The sequence below is a fragment of the Paenibacillus naphthalenovorans genome (genome assembly GCF_900099895.1).
Taxonomy (GTDB): Bacteria; Bacillota; Bacilli; order Paenibacillales; family NBRC-103111; genus Paenibacillus_G; species Paenibacillus_G naphthalenovorans.
In genome coordinates this window covers 28641-48639 of the sequence record NZ_FNDY01000006.1, presented here as the reverse complement: position 1 = coordinate 48639, position 19999 = coordinate 28641, and the positions used below count along the sequence as shown (strand labels likewise).

Here is a 19999-nt window from a genome sequence, read left to right as displayed (position 1 = left end):
TTATTTGCCTTGATAATGGGGCTTGCGTTTTTCAAGAAAAGAAGTTAAACCCTCTACTCTGTCCTCGGTGCTGAAGTTGACAAGCCATGCTTCCGCTTCCAGAACCAGGGCCTGGTCCAGAGAAATTTCGCTTCCTTGATTAATCGCTTTTTTCGCCTGCATGACAGCAATCGGACTGTTTTCCATTATTTTTTGGGCCAGCGTCCGGCAGTAGGTCATCAATTCTTCATGCTTCACTACTTTGTTCACAATTCCGAGTTCCCTGGCTTCTTCGGCGGAAATGCGCTCTCCGGTAAAGACCAGTGCTTTGGCAATTCCTTTGCCGGCGAGCCTTACCAACCGCTGGGTGCCGCCCCATCCGGGATAAAGGCCGATGCATACTTCCGGCAGCCCTAATTTGGCTTTCTCCGAGGCAATTCGGATGTCGCAGGCCAGAGCGAGCTCCAGCCCTCCCCCGAGCGTATAGCCGTTAAGCGCCGCAATGACGACTTTTCGCGAGTCTTCTATTTTCTTCAATACTTCCTGTCCGCGGTACACAAATTTCTCGCCTTCCAGAACACTCATCTGCCGCATCGCAGCAATATCCCCGCCGGCAACAAACGCTTTATCCCCGCCGCCGGTAATCATCACCACCCTTGTCTGATCGTCCCGCTCCAGCATCGTGAACGCTTGATCCAGCTCATCCAGAACCGCGTCGTTTATGGCGTTCAAGGTTTCCGGGCGGTTCAGGACAATCGTGGCGAGCCCTGAGCTGTTTTCGAACCTGAGATATTGAAAAGACTGCATACAAATCTCTCCTTCACGGTTAAGAATGGATGCCGCGTCCCATGCTCGCAAGAATCGCCTCGAGCAGCACTTCCGACAGCGCAGGATGCGGGTGAATGGCTAATGCAAATTCCTCTGCGGTTGCCTCCAGATGGACGGCCATGATCGCCTCTCCGATAAGTTCGGATGCGTTCGGGCCGATGATATGGATACCGAGAATTTCACCGTACCGGGTATCGCGCAGTACTTTTACAAAGCCTGCGGTTTCCCCGTAAGTCATTGCCCTTCCGTTGGCTTCAAAAGCATATTTGCCGATCCGGTATTCCCGTCCCTGCTCTTTGGCCTGCCGTTCGTTCAAGCCTACGGATGCGATCTCGGGAGACGTGTATATACAGCGGGCAACCGTGCGGTAGTCCATTGTGGAAGGCCTCCCCATGGCGGCTTCGGCTGCGACGATTCCTTGAGCGGAGGCTGCATGGGCCAGGAACTCGATTCCCGTGACGTCCCCTACGGCGTAGATGGAAGGGATGCTCGTTCTCATCTGATCGTCTACGGCAATTTTTCCGCCCTCCAGCCGGACCCCGAGCTCCCGCATCTGCTCCACATCCGGTCTCCTTCCTGTCGCGACAAGAATGGCATCGGCCTCAATGGTCTGTGAACTCTGACCGGTTTCTACATGTACGATCTTTCGGCCGCCATGGATACCGATTCGGGTAACGGTTGCAGAGGTCAGAATACGCACCTGCTCTTGATGCAGGGATTGCGCGAGAACGCGGGCCAGATCCCGGTCCATCCCGGGCAGGATTTGATCGGCGCTTTCAATCAGGGTAACTTCTGTACCCAAAGGGGCATACATGCCGGCAAATTCGCACCCGATCGCTCCGGCACCTATAATGGCCACGCTTCTCGGCCGTTCTTTTCCGGCAAGCGCTTCGGTGCTGGTCATCGGGCCAGCCTCCTTCAGCCCCGGAATCTCCGGAATGTGCGGCCGGGAACCGCTCGCCACGATAATATGTCTCGCTTCGATCCTATGGCTCTTCCGGTCTTCCGACCGCACTTCTATGGTGTGCGGATCGACCAGCGTGCCTAGCCCCTTGAGCAGCTCGATTTTATTTTTGTGCAGCAGTCCGGCGACGCCGTTCTGCAGCTTTCGGACGACCCGATCCTTGTAATCGATCAAACGCGAGTAATCGACTTGGGGCTTTTCGAAGAAAACGCCGTATTCCGCTGCGATTTTCGGCATTTTGACGAATTCCGCAGCCCGCAGCAGCGTCTTCGTCGGAATGCAGCCCGTGTTCAGGCAGGTGCCTCCCAAATCGTTCCGTTCGATCAAAACGACCCTGCCGCCAAGCTGAGCAGCACGTATAGCGGCGACATACCCGCCGGGACCCGCTCCAATCACCGCTACATCGTACACCTTTTCTTCTCCGGTTGCGCCGGATGCCGCTTGTGAGGCTGAAGGCCGTTCCGCCTCCGCAGCTTCCGTCTCCATCATGGCAAGACACTCCCCGGTCGCAACGGTTTCCCCTTCCTGGTGCAGAATAGAGACAATGATTCCGTCGCAAGGGGCGGTGACTTCAACCGTAATTTTGTCCGTGGCGAGTTCCAAAACGACTTGGTCCTTCTCAACCGCATCCCCTTCAGAGACCAGCCAGAGTCCGACGGTCGCTTCCGCCATGGTGAGTCCCGCTTTTGGAACGATAATCTCCTTTTTCATCTTCACTGCTCCTACAAAGAGTCCCGAAGAGCTTCCGGATTCTCCAGCAACTCTTTTATATTTTTTAAGAACAAAGCCGCAGGTGCGCCATCCATCACCCGATGGTCAAAGGAGAGCGACAGAACCATGGTTTTCCCGATGTGCATTTGCCCGTTATGTACAATCAAATCCTCGATCACTCTTCCCACCCCAAGGATAGCGCTTTCAGGAAGATTGATAATCGGAGTGAATGCATCCACCTCATACATGCCCAAGTTGCTGATCGTGAACCGTCCGCCCTGCACTTCATCCCGCCGAAGCTTGCCTTCTTTGGAGCGTTTGATCTTATCCGCCAGGTCCCTGGAAATGTCCTGCAGGCTCCTTCGATCGGCATCACGAATGACCGGGACGATTAAGCCTTCCTCTAAAGCGACGGCCACGCCGATATCGCATTGTGGATGCCTGACGATCCCGTCCTGCTCCATGGAGACATTGACACGCGGATGCGCACGCAAACTCTTTGCTGCGATTTTTACCAAAAGATCCGTATAGCTCACCTTCATGCCGTCCTGCATCCATTGGTTTCGAAGCTCCACAAGCCGGGTCACCTCCGCTTTCACTGTAAGCGTGACATGGGGAGCCGTCTGCTTGCTGTAGGCCATCCGTTCCGCGATGATTTTACGCATTCCCGTCATCGGAACGGCTTTCATAGGGGGGACGCGCTCTGCAGAAAGACCGGCTGAAGCTGATTCCCCTTTCCGCGGCCTTACATCGGAGCTCCTGATCTTGCCGCTCACACCGGATCCCGCTACCGTGGACAGGGCGATGTTTTCCAACTGAGCGATCGCTCTGGCGAGCGGAGTGGCCTGAATCTTCTTATCCGGCCGAATGTCTGGATCTCTGGCGGGCCCGCTGGACATGTTTGCACGCTGCCAACGATAAACCTGCACATCCTGTTCAATGATTCGGCCGGAAGGCCCGCTTCCCGCCACTTCAGCTATCGGGATGTTCCGCTGTGCCGCCAGAGCTCTTGCACGCGGAGAAGCGAATATCCGCCTGACGCTTGTCATTCCGTCCCCCTCCCTACTTCGCAGCTGCGAACTGTCTGCCCACACAGATTCGCTGAACCGCTTCGATCATTTTATTCTCATTCGGCATATAGTAATGTTCGAGCGGCTTGCTGTAGGGTACAGGCGAGAACGGGGCAGCGACCCTTTGAATGGGGGCATCCAGGTAGTCGAACGCCTCCTCCTGCACCATTGCGGCCAGTTCGGCCCCGATGCCGCCGATTTTCACTGCTTCGTGAACGATAACAAGCCTTCCCGTTTTCTTCACCGATTCGAGAATCGTTTCCTTGTCGAGCGGAGTAACCGTCCGCGGGTCAATCACCTCCACGCTGATGCCCGACTCCTCCAGCACCTGTGCCGCCTGCACCGCTTTGTTGACCATCTGGCCAAGCGCAATGATGGTCACATCGCGGCCTTCCTTAACCACCTTCGCCTGACCGAGCGGGACGGTGTACTCTTCATCGGGGAGTTCTCCCTTCAAGCCGTACAGCATCTTGTGCTCAATGAAAATAACGGGATCATCGTCGCGTATCGCTGCTTTGAGCAGGCCCTTCGCATCGTATGGGTTCGAGGGCATCACTACTTTCAGTCCGGGAATATGCATTAGCAGCGCTTCGAGGCTTTGCGAATGCTGCGGCCCCGCGTTTGATCCCGCCCCGGCCTGCGTACGAATGACGAGCGGCATTTTCATTTGTCCGCCGGACATAAACCGCATTTTCGCCGTTTGGTTGATAATCATGTCAAAGCAGACACCGATGAAGTCCATAAACATGATTTCGACGACCGGCCTGAGACCACTGGCGGCGGAACCGATGGCCATGCCGACAATAGCGCCTTCACTGATGGGCGTGTCGACAACCCGACCTTCGCCGAACTCCTCCAGCAAGCCGCGCGTAACGCCGAACGATCCGCCGGAGGCCGCAATATCTTCTCCGGCCAAAATGACGCTTTCGTCCCTTTGCATTTCCTCTTTCAGTGCTAAATTAATGGCCTGGTTGTAACGCAGTACCGCCAAAACTTCCACCTCCCAAGTTAAGAAGCATAAACGTCCTGCAGAGTTTCTTCGCCTTCGGGCAGCGGGCTTTCCATCGAAAACCGCTCCGCTTCATCGATTTCGCGCTCGACCCGGTCCTTAATCCCCGCAAGTTCCGTTATGTCGGCGTCATACTGCTCACGGAGCACTTGTTCCGCATGGAGGATCGGATCCTTCTTCCTCCACTCCTCGGCCTCGCCGGCCGGACGGTATTTTTGCGGATCTCCCTCATAGTGACCGCTCCAACGATGGGTGAAACATTCCACAATGACAGGTCCTCCTCCCTCACGAACCTTTGCCGCAATGGCCGACAGCGCTTCAAATATTTCCACCACATTATTTCCATTCAGATCATAGCCTTCGATCCCGTACGCTTTGCTTCGTTCCGCCACGGTTTTCACCGGCAAATGTTTTTCCCGCGGAGTGAATTCGGCATATTGATTGCTCTCGCATACAAAGATGGCGGGCAGCTTCAGAACGGCAGCCAGATTCAACGATTCGTGAAAATAGCCCGTTCCTGTCGCACCTTCTCCAAAGAAGGCTACGGCAACCTGGCCGGTGCCCCTGGCTTTGGCGGAAAAAGCCGCCCCCACCGCGATCGGCATGCCCGCACCGACGATTCCGTTGGCGCCAAGGATCCCCAGGTTGACGTCGACAACGTGCATGGAACCGCCTTTTCCTTTGCAGTAACCGGTCCGTTTGCCGAACAATTCGGCCATCATCCGTTTGACGTCGGCGCCTTTTGCAATGCAGTGTCCGTGTCCCCGGTGGGTGCTGGTAATGTAGTCGTCCCTGTGAAGATTGGCGCAAACACCGGCCGCCACCGCTTCCTGCCCGACATAGAGATGGAGGAATCCGGGAATGTGCCCGCCGGCAAACAGCCCGGAGACTCTCTCTTCGAATTTTCGTATCTTCATCATCGTTTCATAAAGTTCGAGCAGCCGCTCTTTGCTTATCTTCACGTTACCGTCCCCTTTTCGGTTTTACTGAAATAAGCCTTTGGTGATGAGAGTAATAAAGATATCCGACAGCTCCTCGATCGACTTTCCTTTGCCTGGCTTATACCAGGTATGCATAAAGTTGCAGGCTCCCAGAACATACAGCACGACGATATGGCTGTCCTCGACTTTAAAGACGCCTTTTTTCTTGCCTTCTTCCAAGACGCGCACGAAGATGTCTTCATATTCATCCCGCTTCACCTGCACGGCCTGCTTTTTGTCGTCGCTTAAATACTTCATACAGTTAAAGAACAGGGTAATGTCGTCCTTAAATTGGTCAATGATCTGCAGGTGCATTTTCAGCAGTTCGATCAACTTATGCTCAGGCTCTAGCGCTTCGGCCTCTACCAGACGCAACCGTCTTAACCCTTCGACAATAAAGCGGTCGTGAAGCAAAAACAGCACGTCATCCTTGCTCTTAATGTAGTAATATAATCCGCCTTTGGTTAGACCGGCTGTGTCGGCTATATCCTGCATGGAGGTTTCATGGTACCCTTTCTTAACAAACAGAGACAACGCGATATCCAATATTTCCGTTTTTGTGTCGCTTCCCTGCCTGCGGTTCACTGAAGATCCGTCAAACGTCACTTGATTTCACACCTTTACTGTTATTAATTTTTGATTCGAACGTAATTTTCCAGCTTCAAACGCAGCTCATCGGTTAGCCGGGTCGTTTGCTGTACAATTAAATCATAACTCACCAGGACGGCTTCGCCTACCGCCAACAGCTCGTTCGAATCTTTATCATGGATTTCATGTCCCAGTTTGAAGCTGGATCTGCCGATTTCCATGACATAGGTGTGGATTGTCAAGGTCTGATGGATGTAGATCTGCTTCTTATATTCACAATGCAGTGAAGCAACGAGGAACGGGAACTTCCCGGATGGAAGCACCATGCCGGTGTCCAGCATAAAATCGACGCGCGCCTGCTCGAAATAAATAAAATAGCTGACATTGTTAATATGACCGAGTGCATCCGATTCACAATACCGGGTGCGTATTTCTGTAAGATGGACCAACCGCTTCACCTTCCCCCAAGAAACATACCGATCAGTCGGTATTTATTAACCTTATGATAATTATACCGACCGGATGGTATTTTGGCAATACCTGGTTCATTTCTTTGCTGCTTGGAAGGGAGACGCTGAACGTTCAGCGGCAGGACGGATTACTCATCACGATAAATGCCGAGTTCCTTGGCGATCAGCCGAATTTCGCCGCCTGCCGTCATTCCCCCGTCGAGCGTTATTTCCCCTCCGGTCATGTAGGAGGATTCGTCGGAAGCGAGAAAAATAACGGCCTGGGCGACTTCCTCCGGCTCACCCGCCCGTTCGAGGGCGTTCACTTTGTTAAAAGCCTCTACCATTGGCTTGGCCGGTAACGTAAGCGGCGTCCAGATGAAGCCGGGATTAACCGAATTCACCCTGATTCCCCAACCGCCAAATTCCTGCGCAGCGGCCTTGGTCATGCCTCTCACCGCCCATTTACTCGCGGTATAGGGAGCTGCAAAATAACCGGTCACTCCGGCGATCGACGACATATTAATAATCGACCCGCGGCCTGACTTTCGGAGCAGCGGCGCACTATATTTCATCCCAAGAAATACGCCGGTCTGGTTAACGGCAATCACCTGATTCCAATCGGCCAAAGAGCAGTCGACAAACCGTTCCCTTTTGGTAATTCCCGCGTTGTTGACTAAAATGTCCAGTTTCCCAAACCGTTTCTCGATCGAGATTGCAGCCTGAATCCAATCTTCTTCAAGGGTGACATTCAGTTCAAGCGGAATAACAGCCGCCGCTCCGCCCAATTCTTCCACCGCCTTCACCGTTTCCTGCAAAGCCGGCCTGCTGACATCGGACACGATAACGGCCTGCGCTCCTTCTTTGGCGAACATAACGGCTTCCAGCGCTCCAAGACCTCTCGAGGCACCGGTAATAAGCGCCACTTTCCCCGCCAGTCTTCCCCGCATTCGTCTCTCACCTCTTATCATGAATTGCGCTTCCCTACCATGCGGCTTCGAGAAGAGCTACAATCTCGCCGGTTCCTTGTACAGGTCGGGGGCTGCTTGCCACGACCAGATCTCTCATGGCGTCCTCCGCAATCGGTTGAAACTGCTCTTTGCGCACCTGGACATCGCGAAGCCTTAGCGGCAGCTGCAAATCAGCCACCAGTTTGGTCACCAGTTGCGAAGCCATTGCGGCGGCCTCCTCCACACTCCTGCCGCTTACTTCGCCGCCCATGGCGGCACTGATCAGGGCCTGTTGTTCCAAGGTAAAAGGCAGCGAAAAGCGCATGACATGCGGAAGCATAATACAAGAAGTTACGCCGTGGGCAACGTTGGCATGGGCTCCTATTTGGTGTCCGATGCCGTGGCTGAGTCCCATCATCACGTTGCTCACGCCAAAGAACGACATCCAGGCAGCCATTTGACATTGCAGCTTCGCCTGCAAATCCGCTGGATCTTTTTTACATCTCGGAAGATATTCGCTCAGCAGCCGGATCGATTGGAGCGCGAGCGCCGTGGTGATGGGGTGAGTTTGCTTGGAATAAACGGTTTCAATGGCATGATCCAGCGCTCTCATCCCGGTGGCCGACCACAGCCAGGCCGGCGTGTGCGTGCAGAGCTCCGGATCCATATATACGACTTTCGGCGTCAATTGGTCATCGATGTACAGTTCCTTTACCTTCCTGTGCTCATCTGTAATGCCGATAATGTTGGAAAACTCGGCTGCGGACAACGTCGTTGGAACGGCGATGTGCGGTATTAATTTTTGCTTGACTTGAGGAATTTCGATTTTATCGGGATACTCGAATTTGACCGAATACGATTGTAATTGCTGCGGCTCATCGAGGCCCTCTCCCAATACTAAAGCGATGGCCTTTGCAGAGTCGATGACCGTGCCGCCACCTAAACTGATTAACAGGTCGATACCCCGGTTCCTCAGCCTGGAAGCGATTTCGAAAATCGACTGGCTTGGCGCGTGCTGCACGGTACCCGAGAGGACAACCTCCAAACGGCTTCCCAACAGCTGTTCCAAGCGTTTGATAACCGGAGAAGCGAACAGGCTGTTACTGGTAAGCAATGCAGCTTTCCTGGCGCCTAAACGATCGATTTCCGCAGGCAAATTTTCAATGACGCCAGCACCATGGAACACTTTCTCAACCGGAATAAACCGGTAGCAGCTTGACATGAACATCACTCCTCTAATGGTTACCTTTACCCAAATAGATGGACGAAAGATCGTCGGAAGCGAGCAAAGCTTTCAAATAAGCGCTGTCCCCGCTTTTCACGATTGCGCCGCGATCCAGCACATAGCCATAGTCGGCGATGCGCAGCGCGAGAGCCGCCATCTGTTCCGAAATAAATATAGTCATTCCCGCCTGTTTAAGCTCTTGCAAAAAGGAATATACCTCGTCGATAATTACCGGAGCCAAACCCAAAGACGGCTCGTCGAGCAGAAGCAATTTAGGAGCCGAAAGCAAAGCCGCCGATATAATCAACAGCTGCTGCTGTCCCCCGCTGAGCGTGCCTGCCAGCTGATGCTTCTTGCTTTCCAGAATCGGAAACCGCTGAAACACCTGCTCAATCTTGTTGGCTATCGTTTTCTTCTCAAGCCTGGGTGTACGAAAATGTGCGGCCAGACGCAAATTATCGTAGACCGTTTGGTCCTTGAATAAACGGCGGCCTTCCATTACGTGAGCGATGCCTTGTTTGACACGTGCTTCCGTAGGCCACGCTGCAATGGAGATTCCTTCGTACAGCAGGTCCCCCTCCTCGGGCGTTACCAACCCGCTGATGAAATGAAGCAGGGTCGTTTTCCCCGAACCGTTCGCGCCAATGATGGCGGTAATCCCCTTGCTTCGAATGTCAAGGGAAACCCCTTTCAAGGCTTTGATTGGACCATAACTGACATGTACATTCTGCACACTAAGCATGATTCGCAACCCCCAAATAGGCTTCAATCACCTGTTGATTCGTTTGCATGCCCTGCGCATCGCCCGAATAGATCATTTTACCGGAATCCAATACGATCACCTCATCGATAAGACCCATTAGAAATTCCATATGATGATCAATGAGGATGACCGGGATCCCCCGCGACTTGACATACCGGATAAGCTTGCTTAATTCCTGCATTTCATGCTCGGACAATCCCGCTGCCGGTTCATCCAGAAGCAGCAGTTCAGGTTCAGCCAGAATCGCTCTGGCCACTTCTACCATTCGCTGCACGCCGTACGGTAAATTTTCAACCATTTCTTCCGAGTACTGCGCCAATGAACAGAGCTCCACCATTTCATGAACTTTGACCAGATTTTCCTGTTCTTCAAGCAGAGAGCTTTTCAAATTGAGAACGCAGGACACAATGCCGGATCGGTATTTTTGATGTCTGCCTAACAGCAGATTTTCCTTGACCGTCATATTGCCGACATTGTGCGGATCCTGAAAGGTTCGAATAATGCCCTGACCGGCAATGGCATGCGTGGGCATATGGGTAATTTCCGTTTTGCCGAAACTGATTTTGCCTTCAGTCACCGGGTAAACGCCGCTGATCACGTTGACCAATGTGCTTTTCCCCGAACCGTTAGGACCTACCAAGCCCAGAATGGTACCTTGCCCCAGCTCCAGGCTCACATGCTGCAGCGCGCGAAGTCCGCCAAAATCCTTGATCACGCCTTCCACCTTTAACACTTTGTGATGAGGGCCGTAGGAAAGCGTGCGTGCCTCCCTCCCGGGAATGCGCACAGGCTTAACCTCAGAAACCTCAGAAATCGGCTTTACCTTTTGGAGACGTTTCTCCTTGCTAAGTGCCGTACGGATCCCCAATAAGCCGGCAAAGCCTCTGGGGATAAACAGAAAGGAAATGACGAGAAGAAGCGAATAAATCATCAGCTGATAATCTTTAATAAACTGCAGCTTGTTTGCAATAAAAGTTAAAAATCCGGCGCCGAGTATGGGACCGATAATGGTTCCGAATCCGCCAAGTATGCCCATAACCAGAATTTCAATCGATTGCATCATGCCGAAAGAATTCGCCCCGATGTAAGCCATCAGATGCGCATACAGCGCACCGGCAATACCCGCCAGGCAAGCGCTCATCGTATAGGCGAGCTGCTTGACCCGGCCCGGAGAGATGCCGATACTGGATGCGGAGAGTTCGCTCCGGTGAATAGCCAGAAAGGAACGGCCGTAGTACGACTGGACGAAATTCCGCAGCATCCACACCATCAACACGACAACCAGAAATACGATCCAATAATAGTGGAGCAGATTCAATTGTATGCCGAACAAATGCATGGTGCCCAGCTTGGGTGAAGGGATTCCGCTTAATCCCATAACCCCGCCGGTGACGCTGGACCATTCTTTGATGATCTCCTCGATCACGAAACCGAAGCCCAAGGTCATCATCGCCAAGTAAAATTCTCTGACTCTTCCAGCCGGAAATGATACAAGAAAGCCTACCAATGCGTTGACAACAGCCGACAGTAAAATCGTAATATACAGAGGAAAACCGAAACGTACCATAAATATGGCGGAAACATAAGCGCCTATCGCATAAAACGCCGCATGGCCGAGAGAGATTTGACCGCCGAGACCGCTCAGCAGGTTAATACTTTGCGCTAACAAAATATTGATTCCCCAAAAAATAAACAGCTGCACATTAGAAGGTGACATCAACAATGGAGCTGCGGCAGCCAGCAGAACAAGGATGATCGTCAATACAGGCTGAACGCCTTTTTGCATGCTCATTGTCGTCATACTTTCAACACCGCCCTGGACCCGAACAAGCCTTCGGGCTTTATCGCGAGAATGAGGATCAAAATAGCAAAGGCAACCCCGTGCTCCGCGGAACTGGACAGATACCCGCCAACCAGCTTTTCAATAACGCCGACCAGAATGCCGCCTGTTAAAGCGCCTTTCGAGCTTCCCACCCCGCCAAGTACGGTCGCGACAAAGCCAAGCACCATAATGTTCATCCCGAAGTCAGGGCTGACCGTCCCGTAGATCGGTGCGATCAGGAAGCCGGCGATACCAGCCAAAATCGCACTCAAAATAAAGGAATACGTAATGACGAGCTTGGATTTTATTCCCATAATGCGGGCTAATGTCGGATCGTAAGAGACTGCTTTCATTGCTTTCCCCCATATCGTCTTGTGCATGACCATTTCCATGAACAGCATGATAAACAGCGCAGCGAACAAGACGAGCAGGTATTGGGATGACAACTTGACGCTGAACAGCGAAACGTAATCCGTGCTTGTGAACAGAAATGCAGGATACGCTATCGCCTGTGATCCCCAGATTTTCGATGCCAGAGCCTGCAAAAACAGTCCGATCCCCAGGGTGGACACGATCCATCCCATACTGGAAGGATATTTGATTAAGGGACGAATCGATACCCTCTCCAGTATCATTCCCAGCAATGAAATGCAAATGAGTCCAAGCACAATGGCGACTGCCCAGGAAATTCCCATATTAAGAAATGATAGAATGAGCATGGAACAGAACATAATAAACGGCCCATGACCGAAGTTGAGAACCTTGCTGGACCAAAATGTCATGTTGAACCCGTGAGCTACGAGGGAATAAACGGAGCCTACACAGACGCCGGCAAAAATTAATTCAAGCAAAAATTGAATATTCCCCATCCTGTTTCCTCCTCAAAGATAGATGCGGAGGGTAAACCGCCAAATGTCGACCCTCCCGCATTTTATTGCTGATAAGGGACCATTTGGATGTCGTCTCCATTTTTTACATACTGGAATAATCCAAGACCGTCAGTGCCAATAGCGTGATGCTTCTTGTCGCTAAACGTATAAATGGCATTTACCCCTTGGTAGTCTTTCATGGATTCCAAAGCCGCAATAATATCGGGTGTCTTCGTGCTGTCGGCTTTTTTCATCGCTTCAAACAGCACAATGGCTCCATCGTAGGCATTGGTGACGTTCAAAGACATGAACAACTGGGGCGTATCTCCATCTCCCCAATACCGGTCTTTCCCGTATTTTTTCATATAGGCGTCGGCAAATTCCTTGGCCGGAGCGGACAATGGGTTTTCACCGAACGCTTTGATCATCGTACCTATCGTGCCGACGACCAGATCGCCCGCGCCTTCTTTATACGGGTTGGAAAGGGCGCCATTCGTCGCAACGAGAGGTACATTCATGTCCAGACGGCTCATTCCCTTACGAATGTTGGCGAGATCGGCGCCTAAACCGACGCAGACGATGACCTCCGCTCCCTCCTTTTTCAGTTTGGCCAATTGGGCCGTCATATCCGGCGCTTTCTGGTTGTATTGTTCACGTCCGACCGGAACGATGTTGTATTTCTCCTTCAATATGTTCTCTACCAATTCCATACCGGATTTGCCGTATGCCGTACTTTCGTGAATGAGACCGATCTTTTTCCACTGCTCTCCCGCGAATGTAGCGAGCACTTCCGTTTCCACATCGTTTTGCAGCGCGAAGGAAAAAACCGTTTTTCTCGGCGGGTTATTTACACCGTTAGGATACGTAACGTCGGTCGTCTGGGCCACGGGGTTAATTTGAATGATTCCGTAAACTTCCGTTAAAGGTACGGTAGCTAATGCCGGACCGCTGCCGGCAGGGCCGATGATCGCGACAATGCTTTTATCGTCAAGAAGCTGCTGCATGTTGTTTGCCGCCTTATCGGGAACAAGCTGGTCGTCCAAAGCGATAAGTTCGATCTTTTTTCCATGAATCCCGCCTTCCCGGTTCCACTTTTCAATGGCCAATTCGACCCCCCGTTTATTCCCCTCCCCATATTCGTTATAAGGTCCGGTCAATGCAGAAGTCATACCGATTTTGATTGTACCTCCGCTTGCTCCGCCTGATATTATCCCGTCGGATGCGCTTTTTTGCGGTTCAACGTCGGTTGAATTGGCACATGCGGCAGCAACCAACATAGCGAACGCAAGCAACAGACTCAACCATGTTCTCCATGTGTTCATGTTCTTCTTCATTTCACGATTCCCCCCCATTTTACAAAAAATGAATAAGACCGGATCAGGCTGTATGGTGCGCACAACACTGCACACAATCAATATCGTTCGGATGGCATGTCGATTGATCTGCTTGCAACTATATCCTTCCCGGCAAGTATCCCCCTGCCGGGAAGACGGAATCAGGCACACTAACTTAGTAAAAATTCGTGTAGAGGTTCATCTCCCTCTCGAACGACTTCTGTTGAGAGAAGCGTGGCACAGGTCGGGCAGAAGTATTCATGATACCAAACTTGCGCATCGACGAAGCGCTTTACATCGACGCTTTTTAGACCAATCTTTCCCACATCGCTTTTGCGAACCGGGACACGGGACTTGTAATTCTGATCGCCGGCTGCGAGCACTTCCCCGCAATGGGAGCAGCAAATTTCCGTGGCGCCATTTTTTTTGTTGAACCAAAAGTTATCGCCTAATGTCAACATGCCTTGTGGAACATGAAATTCCTGAAGCTTGAACTCCAAATGGGCGGAGACTGGAGCTCCGGCGTCTTCAAGGCGCTTCTTCCGGTTTTGCAGCCGACGCCGCTCCGTGCTTATCTCATCGACCGTTATGTCCTCGGTGAAAATAACGCCATATACCGTTTCGGCAAAAGAGATGGATGTAGTACCAGCCAGCACATCCTGCCGCACACGCTCAGGATCGCGAAGTAAAGGGTCACCATAACCGGCGCAAGAGCCCCAGTTCCATTCCAGAACATCCGAGTCGCCGAGTGCCAGAGCAGGTCCTTTTCCCGTTAACGAAGGCCGCTCGCCAGTGAGTTCATCCACCTTGTCGATGAGACGGCCCGATTGAAGAATTTCCTTAATGTTTGACGATTTTATTAATACCGTCTCACCGCGAGTCCCCGGAGATCCTCCCAAAATGCCGGAGGTTTTGGGAATGCCTTCGGCAGTGTACACGCCCAGACCGACCTGGCCTTTGTGCGGCATATAAGCGAGGATACCGCCATTGCCACCGCGAAATTTTCCTGCTCCGGCCGAATCCTGATGTTCCTTGCGGTAGAGATATAAAATCGGCCAATCGCGTTCATAGCCTTCAACATTGGGCCCTTGGCCTTCAGGAATCCACCATTGTCCGTCCGCGAATGAACCGTCACGGTATGGAGTGGCTCCACTGCTGCCGATCATCGTATCCAGCATCGGTCCGACATAATACTCTCCGCGCTGGTTTGTTCCTGCATGTATTTGGATTTGCCATTGGCCGTTTGTGGTACTCAAAGCCAGTTTATGAAGCTCCGGATCGCTGGACGACAGCAGCATTTTGGTTACAACCGAGTTCGCCATCGCTATCCCAAGCTCCGTTGCGTAAATGCCCGCCGGGCTTACCGCGACTCCATAGTCAGGACAAGTCATTGTGCCGGTGGTAGGTATAAACTCGCAGTGTCGGGCCGCTCCTCCGCCGCCGGCCCCCATTTGGTCGGCCAATAAAATCACGTTGAAAGCCGAGAGAATGGCACCTCGCCAGGCGGCAAACGGCAGATTAATCGCACCCGCTTGCCCGTCGGTTCCTTCATTTTTAACGGTCAATGTGTTACCTTTCTTCGAAATCGACAGTTCGATCCGGTACACACCGCGATCCCCTGTAACCGCCACTTCCTGATAGGCACGCTCTCTCCACGTTCCATCCGGTATGGTCGAAAGACGATCGAGCAGCGCCTTTTCACTTGTATTCAGCACCTTTTTCATGACGCCCTTCACTGTCTTGGGTCCATACTTTTTAATCAGACCCAGGATTCTTGCACGTGACGCATGGCAGGCGGCGATTGCTGCCCGCAAGTCCAATGCTACATTTGCCGGAGTGCGGGATTGCCGTCTGAAGGCCGCTTCAATTTCAGTATCCAGCTTGCCTTCTTTCACAATTCTGACTGGCGGAAATACCGGCGGGTCAAAGTAAATGTCTTGAGCGTTCGGACAAAAACTTCCCGGAGTCGTTCCTCCCACGTCATTTTGGTGCAGGCAGTTGGCAACCCAGCAGAAGATCTGACCTTCCCAGAATACAGGAGCAAATATACCTACATCCGGTTGATGCGCTGTGCCGACCCATGGATCGTTTTGCAAAAACACATCCCCGTCATGAATGCCCGGTTCTTCCCCCCGTTTCTCTATGACATACTTGATCATGATATCCAGCATACCACCGAAATATTGAAGATAAGGGCCGAAAAAAAGAATTTCTGCATCCTCGGTAAAAATGGCGGTTTGGAAGTCCCTAGTTTCCAAAGTGATCGGAGATACCGCCAAATTTTCCACAATCTTGCCTTGTTCCAAATTGACATTCCAAAGATTATGACGAACCACTTCATACGTAATCGGATCAATCTCTTCATCATATTCGTTGTGAAGGCTTACTGAAGGGGGGACTTGCAAGGGGTCGATCGGGATGTACGCCCGCTGGACGCCGTCCCAAAAATTACGATGCCGCTCCTGCTCCTGCAGTGATTTCATGGCTATTCCTCCTCCGAATTGGAATTGATCCGAATCATGTAGTCGCCATGATCCGTTTTGGTCACGGTTTGATTTTCGTACACCACGATAGAAGTCCCTTGCAAATCAATGACGGCCGGTCCTGCCACCACATTCCCGCTTGTCAGTAAACTCCCATTGTAAATATCGGCATCCACAGGCGGACGATGACGGCTAAAGTATACTTTCCGGCTGGGCTTCCTGGCTTGATCGCTTGGAGATTTGCTGCTATGTAAATCCGCTTTTCTGTCAAACTTACGTACTTCTACCATCGGTTCGCAGCGGACAGAAACAATTTCAATCCTTGCTTCGGGCAGAAGTGCGGCCGAGCCGTACCGCTCCTCATACTGACGCGAAAATTCAGTAAGTAGATCCGTCAGCACGGCTTCATCCAATTTTCCTGTCGGAACCTTGATTTCCAACTCATGCCGCTGCCATTGATAGCGTATTTTCGCATAGCGTGAAAAGTGGACGGGTATATCTTCGCCGACTTCCGTTGCGACAATCTCCGCTCCTTTCTTTTCCAGTTCGAGGAATGGCTTTTCGAGACTTTCCGGAGAAAAGGGCGAAAGAAGCCCAACTTCTCCTTCAAGTTCATAGCGGATATCGCTTGTGGATATACCAAACGCCGACCAAACAGAGGAAGTTTCACCAGGAACAATAATCATTTGGATTCCCAAATCACGCGCATAAGCCGCAGCATGGATAGGACCGGCTCCCCCGTATGCGACGACTGCAAAATCCCGTGGGTCAAAGCCTCTTCCGATAACCTCGTTTTCGATCAGATTCGCCATTTTCGCATTGACAATCTCCACCGTCCCCAATGCGGCCTCAATGGTGGAAATGCCAAGCTGCTCGGCAATGTTACCCATGGCTTTTTCCGCCAACTCCACGCTTGGTTTAAGTCCGCGACCCTTTCCGAATCCAAACACCGCTTCCGGATCAATATACCCTAACAGAAGGTCCGCATCGGTTACAGTAGGTTCTGTGCCGCCCATTCTGTAGCACGCGGGACCAGGGTTTGCTTTTGCGCTTTTCGGCCCTACCCGCATGGCCTTGCTGTAGGGATCAATCCACGCGATGCTTCCGCCGCCGGCACCAATAGAAATGATTTCAACATTGGGCACGTTATATTGATACTTCTCTAAAACGGTTTTTTCGGCGGAAAGCAGCTGTCCGTCCCGAATAATCCCGATATCAAAACTGGTGCCGCCCATATCGGTGCCGATCAGATTATGAATATCTAATTCCTTCATGATCTTCACGCAGCCCATGATACCGCCGACAGGACCCGAACCGATCGTTTGAACAGGCAGCTGCTTGCTTCGTTCGAGCGGGATCATTCCCCCGTGACACTGCATGATCAGCAAAGGAGCTTTAACGCCTTTCGTTTGAAGACTGCCGCTGATTTCCTCCAAATACCTGGAAGTAACCGGCCCGACATAAGCATTGATGACCGCCGCCACCGTCCGTTCGTATTCTCCTAACGTTTTTGTCACCTCATGTCCACAAGTAACGAAGACGGAATCGTCCATTTCGTGAATTATTTCTTTGGCCCGCTGTTCATGTTCCGGATTTTTAAACGACCAAAGGAATGAAATCGCGACGGCATCCACGTTTTGCTCCAATAACTTACGGGCGGCTTCCCTTACATGACTTTCATTTAGCGGTACAATCACTTCGCCCTGCGAATCGATTCGCTCGGTCACCCCAATGATGAGCTCCTTGGGTACCAGAGGTTTTGGCTTGACCGTCTCGGTCACCTTCAGTATATTTTCCGACGGCTCTCCCGTTACACGTCCCAATCCGCGCATCATGTTGATGGTATCCTCAAAACCATAGGTTGTCAGCAATCCTACGCGCGATCCATTATTCTCCACTACCGTATTGGTTGCCACGGTAGAGCCGTGTGAAATCATGCTGATATTTCGATAAAGTTCCGCCGGGCTTAAACCGAGCTTCTCGCCTGCGGATTCAATGCTGTTAAAAAAACCGGAGTTGAATTTATCATGGTAGGTGGTCAGGGCTTTTCCTTCAACAACCGTCCCATCACTTGCAACAAGTACGGAATCCGTAAATGTTCCGCCAATGTCGACAGAACAGATCAAGTCAAGCTTCGAGCTCTCCATACATACCTTCATCCTTTCAAGTGTTGTTATTTTGTAATAACATACTGACCAGATGGTATTTTTATTCGTTAAAGAATTGCCATCAAAAAAACCGACTAGACGGTATTTTAATGGCATACATATTTTAGCCCGCTGCTGTCGTATTGGGTATAAGGGCCGAAAGATTGGGCTTGTTCTCGAGAGAAAGCAGCTCATGGATTAACTGCTCCAATTGTTCCGATGAAATCTGCATCTCATTTCTAAGATCGCGAATGATTTCAATATCTCTTTCGGTCTCCAAATTATAATAGTCCTGTGTAATATTCATTTCTCTGACCAATTTTTGGCCGTTTTTGAGTTCTACAGAGATTTTGTTGCATAGAGGATTCATGTTTTTTTCAGGGATTATGGTCGTTTTGCCGATTAACTGATTTAACGTTTCATGCTCGAATCTTTTGAGGTTTGCTAGCGTCATTTCACCATCCATCAAAGAGGACGAGACGCAAAAAGGGGCACTCATCAACGTCTGACTGATATTTTGAAAAGGACCTTTGGAACTCATTCCCGGATAATTGGCTTCATAATCGTTCATTTCGATTACGATGCTTTGAATCTGTTCCACCTGGATATCAAATTCCTTTTTCATCTCAAGAGCGTTGATCACAGGAGATTGATTGAAGGCACAAACCGGATACAACTTGAAGGTCACATTTAAGATTTCATACCTACTGCCCAAATGCTGTACACACTTTAACGGATCTTTATGATTTCCGGCAAAAGCATGTAAAAAGCCCGCATTTCCTTCGAAAGCCAATTTGGTGGCAACAGCGCCGCTTTGAGCTAATAAAGCGCATAATATTCCGTTTTTGGCTGCCAGCCCGTTCTCAAACCTCCATTCCATAGTTCCGGCCGCAAACGCTTCCAAAGTTCCGAAAGCAAAGCTTGCTGCAAAGCCTAAAGCATGGGCGGTCTGTTCTTCCGTTAAATGAAGAAGCTTGGCCGCTGCGGCGGACGCTCCCAAAATGCCATACACCGAGCTCGCCCTGAATCCTCGCGGCGTGGACTGGGAAGTGTAGTGCCTGCTAAGGGCACCTCCAACTTCATAGCCCGCTATGAGCGCTGTCAGGATTTCTTTTCCGCTGGCCCCCCTTGATTCTCCCAACGCCAATACAACCGGAATGACGATTGTACCCAAGTGTGCCGTATTATGCGTGTCCTCCTGAACGCGGCTGTGAAGCATGACAGCGTTTGCAAAAGCGGCTTCCATAACCGTACATTTGGAGCCGTTGTACAATAAAGTCGCTTCATGTGCTCCTCTGCCGTTCACGCCGGCGATTTCCGCAGCAATTCGCGGGAAATCCGTGTCGTAACCAGCGAGACCAACACCGATTCCGTGGATAAGGCAGGTTTTGGCTTTTTGCACAACTTCAACCGGAATTTCCTCAAAACGCAGACGATGGACGAACGAAGCCAGTGTTTCACTAACGGTTTGAGACATTTCTCCTCTCCTTTCAAAATGAAAAATCAATCGTTAGTTGTTGGAATAGTCTGTATGTTCTGAATTATATCACCGCTTCATTTCCACAGTCAACGTTAATTCGTTTGGGGAGCTGAAAAAGTTTTTCGGTATAAAAAAGTACGATCAACTTCCACTTGCCGCCTGTGACTGCAAGCGTTAATTCCTTCTTGCCACTCATCTCCCTTTATTAATTCGGTCTTTTACCTCACTCGCCATGATTATCAGCCTCCTTTCAATAGTATGCTATAAGTCACTACATAACATTAAAGTGCGTACTTCCTTTTTAAAAACTTTGGGTTTAATATAACTCCTGTGGCCGACGGACACATA

General features: G+C 51.1%; 16 protein-coding genes. All 16 read right to left on the bottom strand.

The features are described from left to right. On the bottom strand, positions 1–786 hold the full coding sequence (locus BLT35_RS08035; RefSeq protein ID WP_074727497.1) for an enoyl-CoA hydratase/isomerase family protein: 786 nt from the start codon (positions 784–786) through the stop codon (positions 1–3). 19 nt (positions 787–805) lie between these two features. Beyond that, a complete protein-coding gene (gene lpdA, locus BLT35_RS08030) occupies positions 806–2482 on the bottom strand; it encodes a dihydrolipoyl dehydrogenase (protein WP_074727496.1) in 1677 nt (558 codons plus the stop codon). A gap of 11 nt (positions 2483–2493) precedes the next feature. Further along, entirely contained in the window at positions 2494–3531 is a 1038-nt protein-coding gene (locus BLT35_RS08025; protein WP_074727495.1) for a 2-oxo acid dehydrogenase subunit E2, read from the bottom strand. A 13-nt stretch (positions 3532–3544) separates the two neighbouring features. After that, positions 3545–4543 (bottom strand): alpha-ketoacid dehydrogenase subunit beta, encoded by a 999-nt coding sequence (locus tag BLT35_RS08020; protein WP_074727494.1) that lies wholly within the window; start codon positions 4541–4543, stop codon positions 3545–3547. A gap of 17 nt (positions 4544–4560) precedes the next feature. Continuing rightward, positions 4561–5523 (bottom strand): thiamine pyrophosphate-dependent dehydrogenase E1 component subunit alpha, encoded by a 963-nt coding sequence (locus tag BLT35_RS08015; protein WP_074727493.1) that lies wholly within the window; start codon positions 5521–5523, stop codon positions 4561–4563. Between the two features lie 21 nt (positions 5524–5544). Then, a complete protein-coding gene (locus BLT35_RS08010; RefSeq protein WP_054818802.1) occupies positions 5545–6147 on the bottom strand; it encodes a TetR/AcrR family transcriptional regulator in 603 nt (200 codons plus the stop codon). A gap of 23 nt (positions 6148–6170) precedes the next feature. After that, positions 6171–6587 (bottom strand): acyl-CoA thioesterase, encoded by a 417-nt coding sequence (locus BLT35_RS08005; protein WP_175471954.1) that lies wholly within the window; start codon positions 6585–6587, stop codon positions 6171–6173. A gap of 140 nt (positions 6588–6727) precedes the next feature. Continuing rightward, positions 6728–7528, bottom strand: coding sequence for an SDR family NAD(P)-dependent oxidoreductase (locus BLT35_RS08000; RefSeq protein ID WP_074727492.1), 801 nt, complete (start codon positions 7526–7528; stop codon positions 6728–6730). A gap of 34 nt (positions 7529–7562) precedes the next feature. Beyond that, positions 7563–8750, bottom strand: coding sequence for an iron-containing alcohol dehydrogenase (locus BLT35_RS07995; protein ID WP_074727491.1), 1188 nt, complete (start codon positions 8748–8750; stop codon positions 7563–7565). 13 nt (positions 8751–8763) lie between these two features. After that, positions 8764–9495 (bottom strand): ABC transporter ATP-binding protein, encoded by a 732-nt coding sequence (locus tag BLT35_RS07990; protein ID WP_074727490.1) that lies wholly within the window; start codon positions 9493–9495, stop codon positions 8764–8766. Then, positions 9488–11317 carry a branched-chain amino acid ABC transporter ATP-binding protein/permease gene (locus BLT35_RS07985; RefSeq protein ID WP_074727489.1) on the bottom strand — a complete coding sequence of 610 codons (1830 nt, stop codon included), beginning with the start codon at positions 11315–11317 and terminating at the stop codon, positions 9488–9490. Before BLT35_RS07985 ends, BLT35_RS07990 begins: the two co-directional genes overlap by 8 nt. Continuing rightward, positions 11314–12207 (bottom strand): branched-chain amino acid ABC transporter permease, encoded by an 894-nt coding sequence (locus BLT35_RS07980; protein ID WP_201023556.1) that lies wholly within the window; start codon positions 12205–12207, stop codon positions 11314–11316. The genes BLT35_RS07985 and BLT35_RS07980 overlap by 4 nt, the downstream gene beginning before the upstream one ends. Before the next feature lie 62 nt (positions 12208–12269). Beyond that, a complete protein-coding gene (locus BLT35_RS07975) occupies positions 12270–13541 on the bottom strand; it encodes an ABC transporter substrate-binding protein (protein ID WP_217634706.1) in 1272 nt (423 codons plus the stop codon). A 170-nt stretch (positions 13542–13711) separates the two neighbouring features. Next, positions 13712–16024, bottom strand: a complete 2313-nt coding sequence (locus BLT35_RS07970) for a hydantoinase B/oxoprolinase family protein (RefSeq protein WP_074727488.1) — start codon at positions 16022–16024, stop codon at positions 13712–13714. Between the two features lie 2 nt (positions 16025–16026). Further along, positions 16027–18171, bottom strand: a complete 2145-nt coding sequence (locus BLT35_RS07965) for a hydantoinase/oxoprolinase family protein (RefSeq protein WP_074727487.1) — start codon at positions 18169–18171, stop codon at positions 16027–16029. Between the two features lie 124 nt (positions 18172–18295). Next, on the bottom strand, positions 18296–19648 hold the full coding sequence (locus tag BLT35_RS07960; RefSeq protein WP_074727486.1) for an MmgE/PrpD family protein: 1353 nt from the start codon (positions 19646–19648) through the stop codon (positions 18296–18298). Positions 19649–19999: the final 351 nt, after the last annotated feature.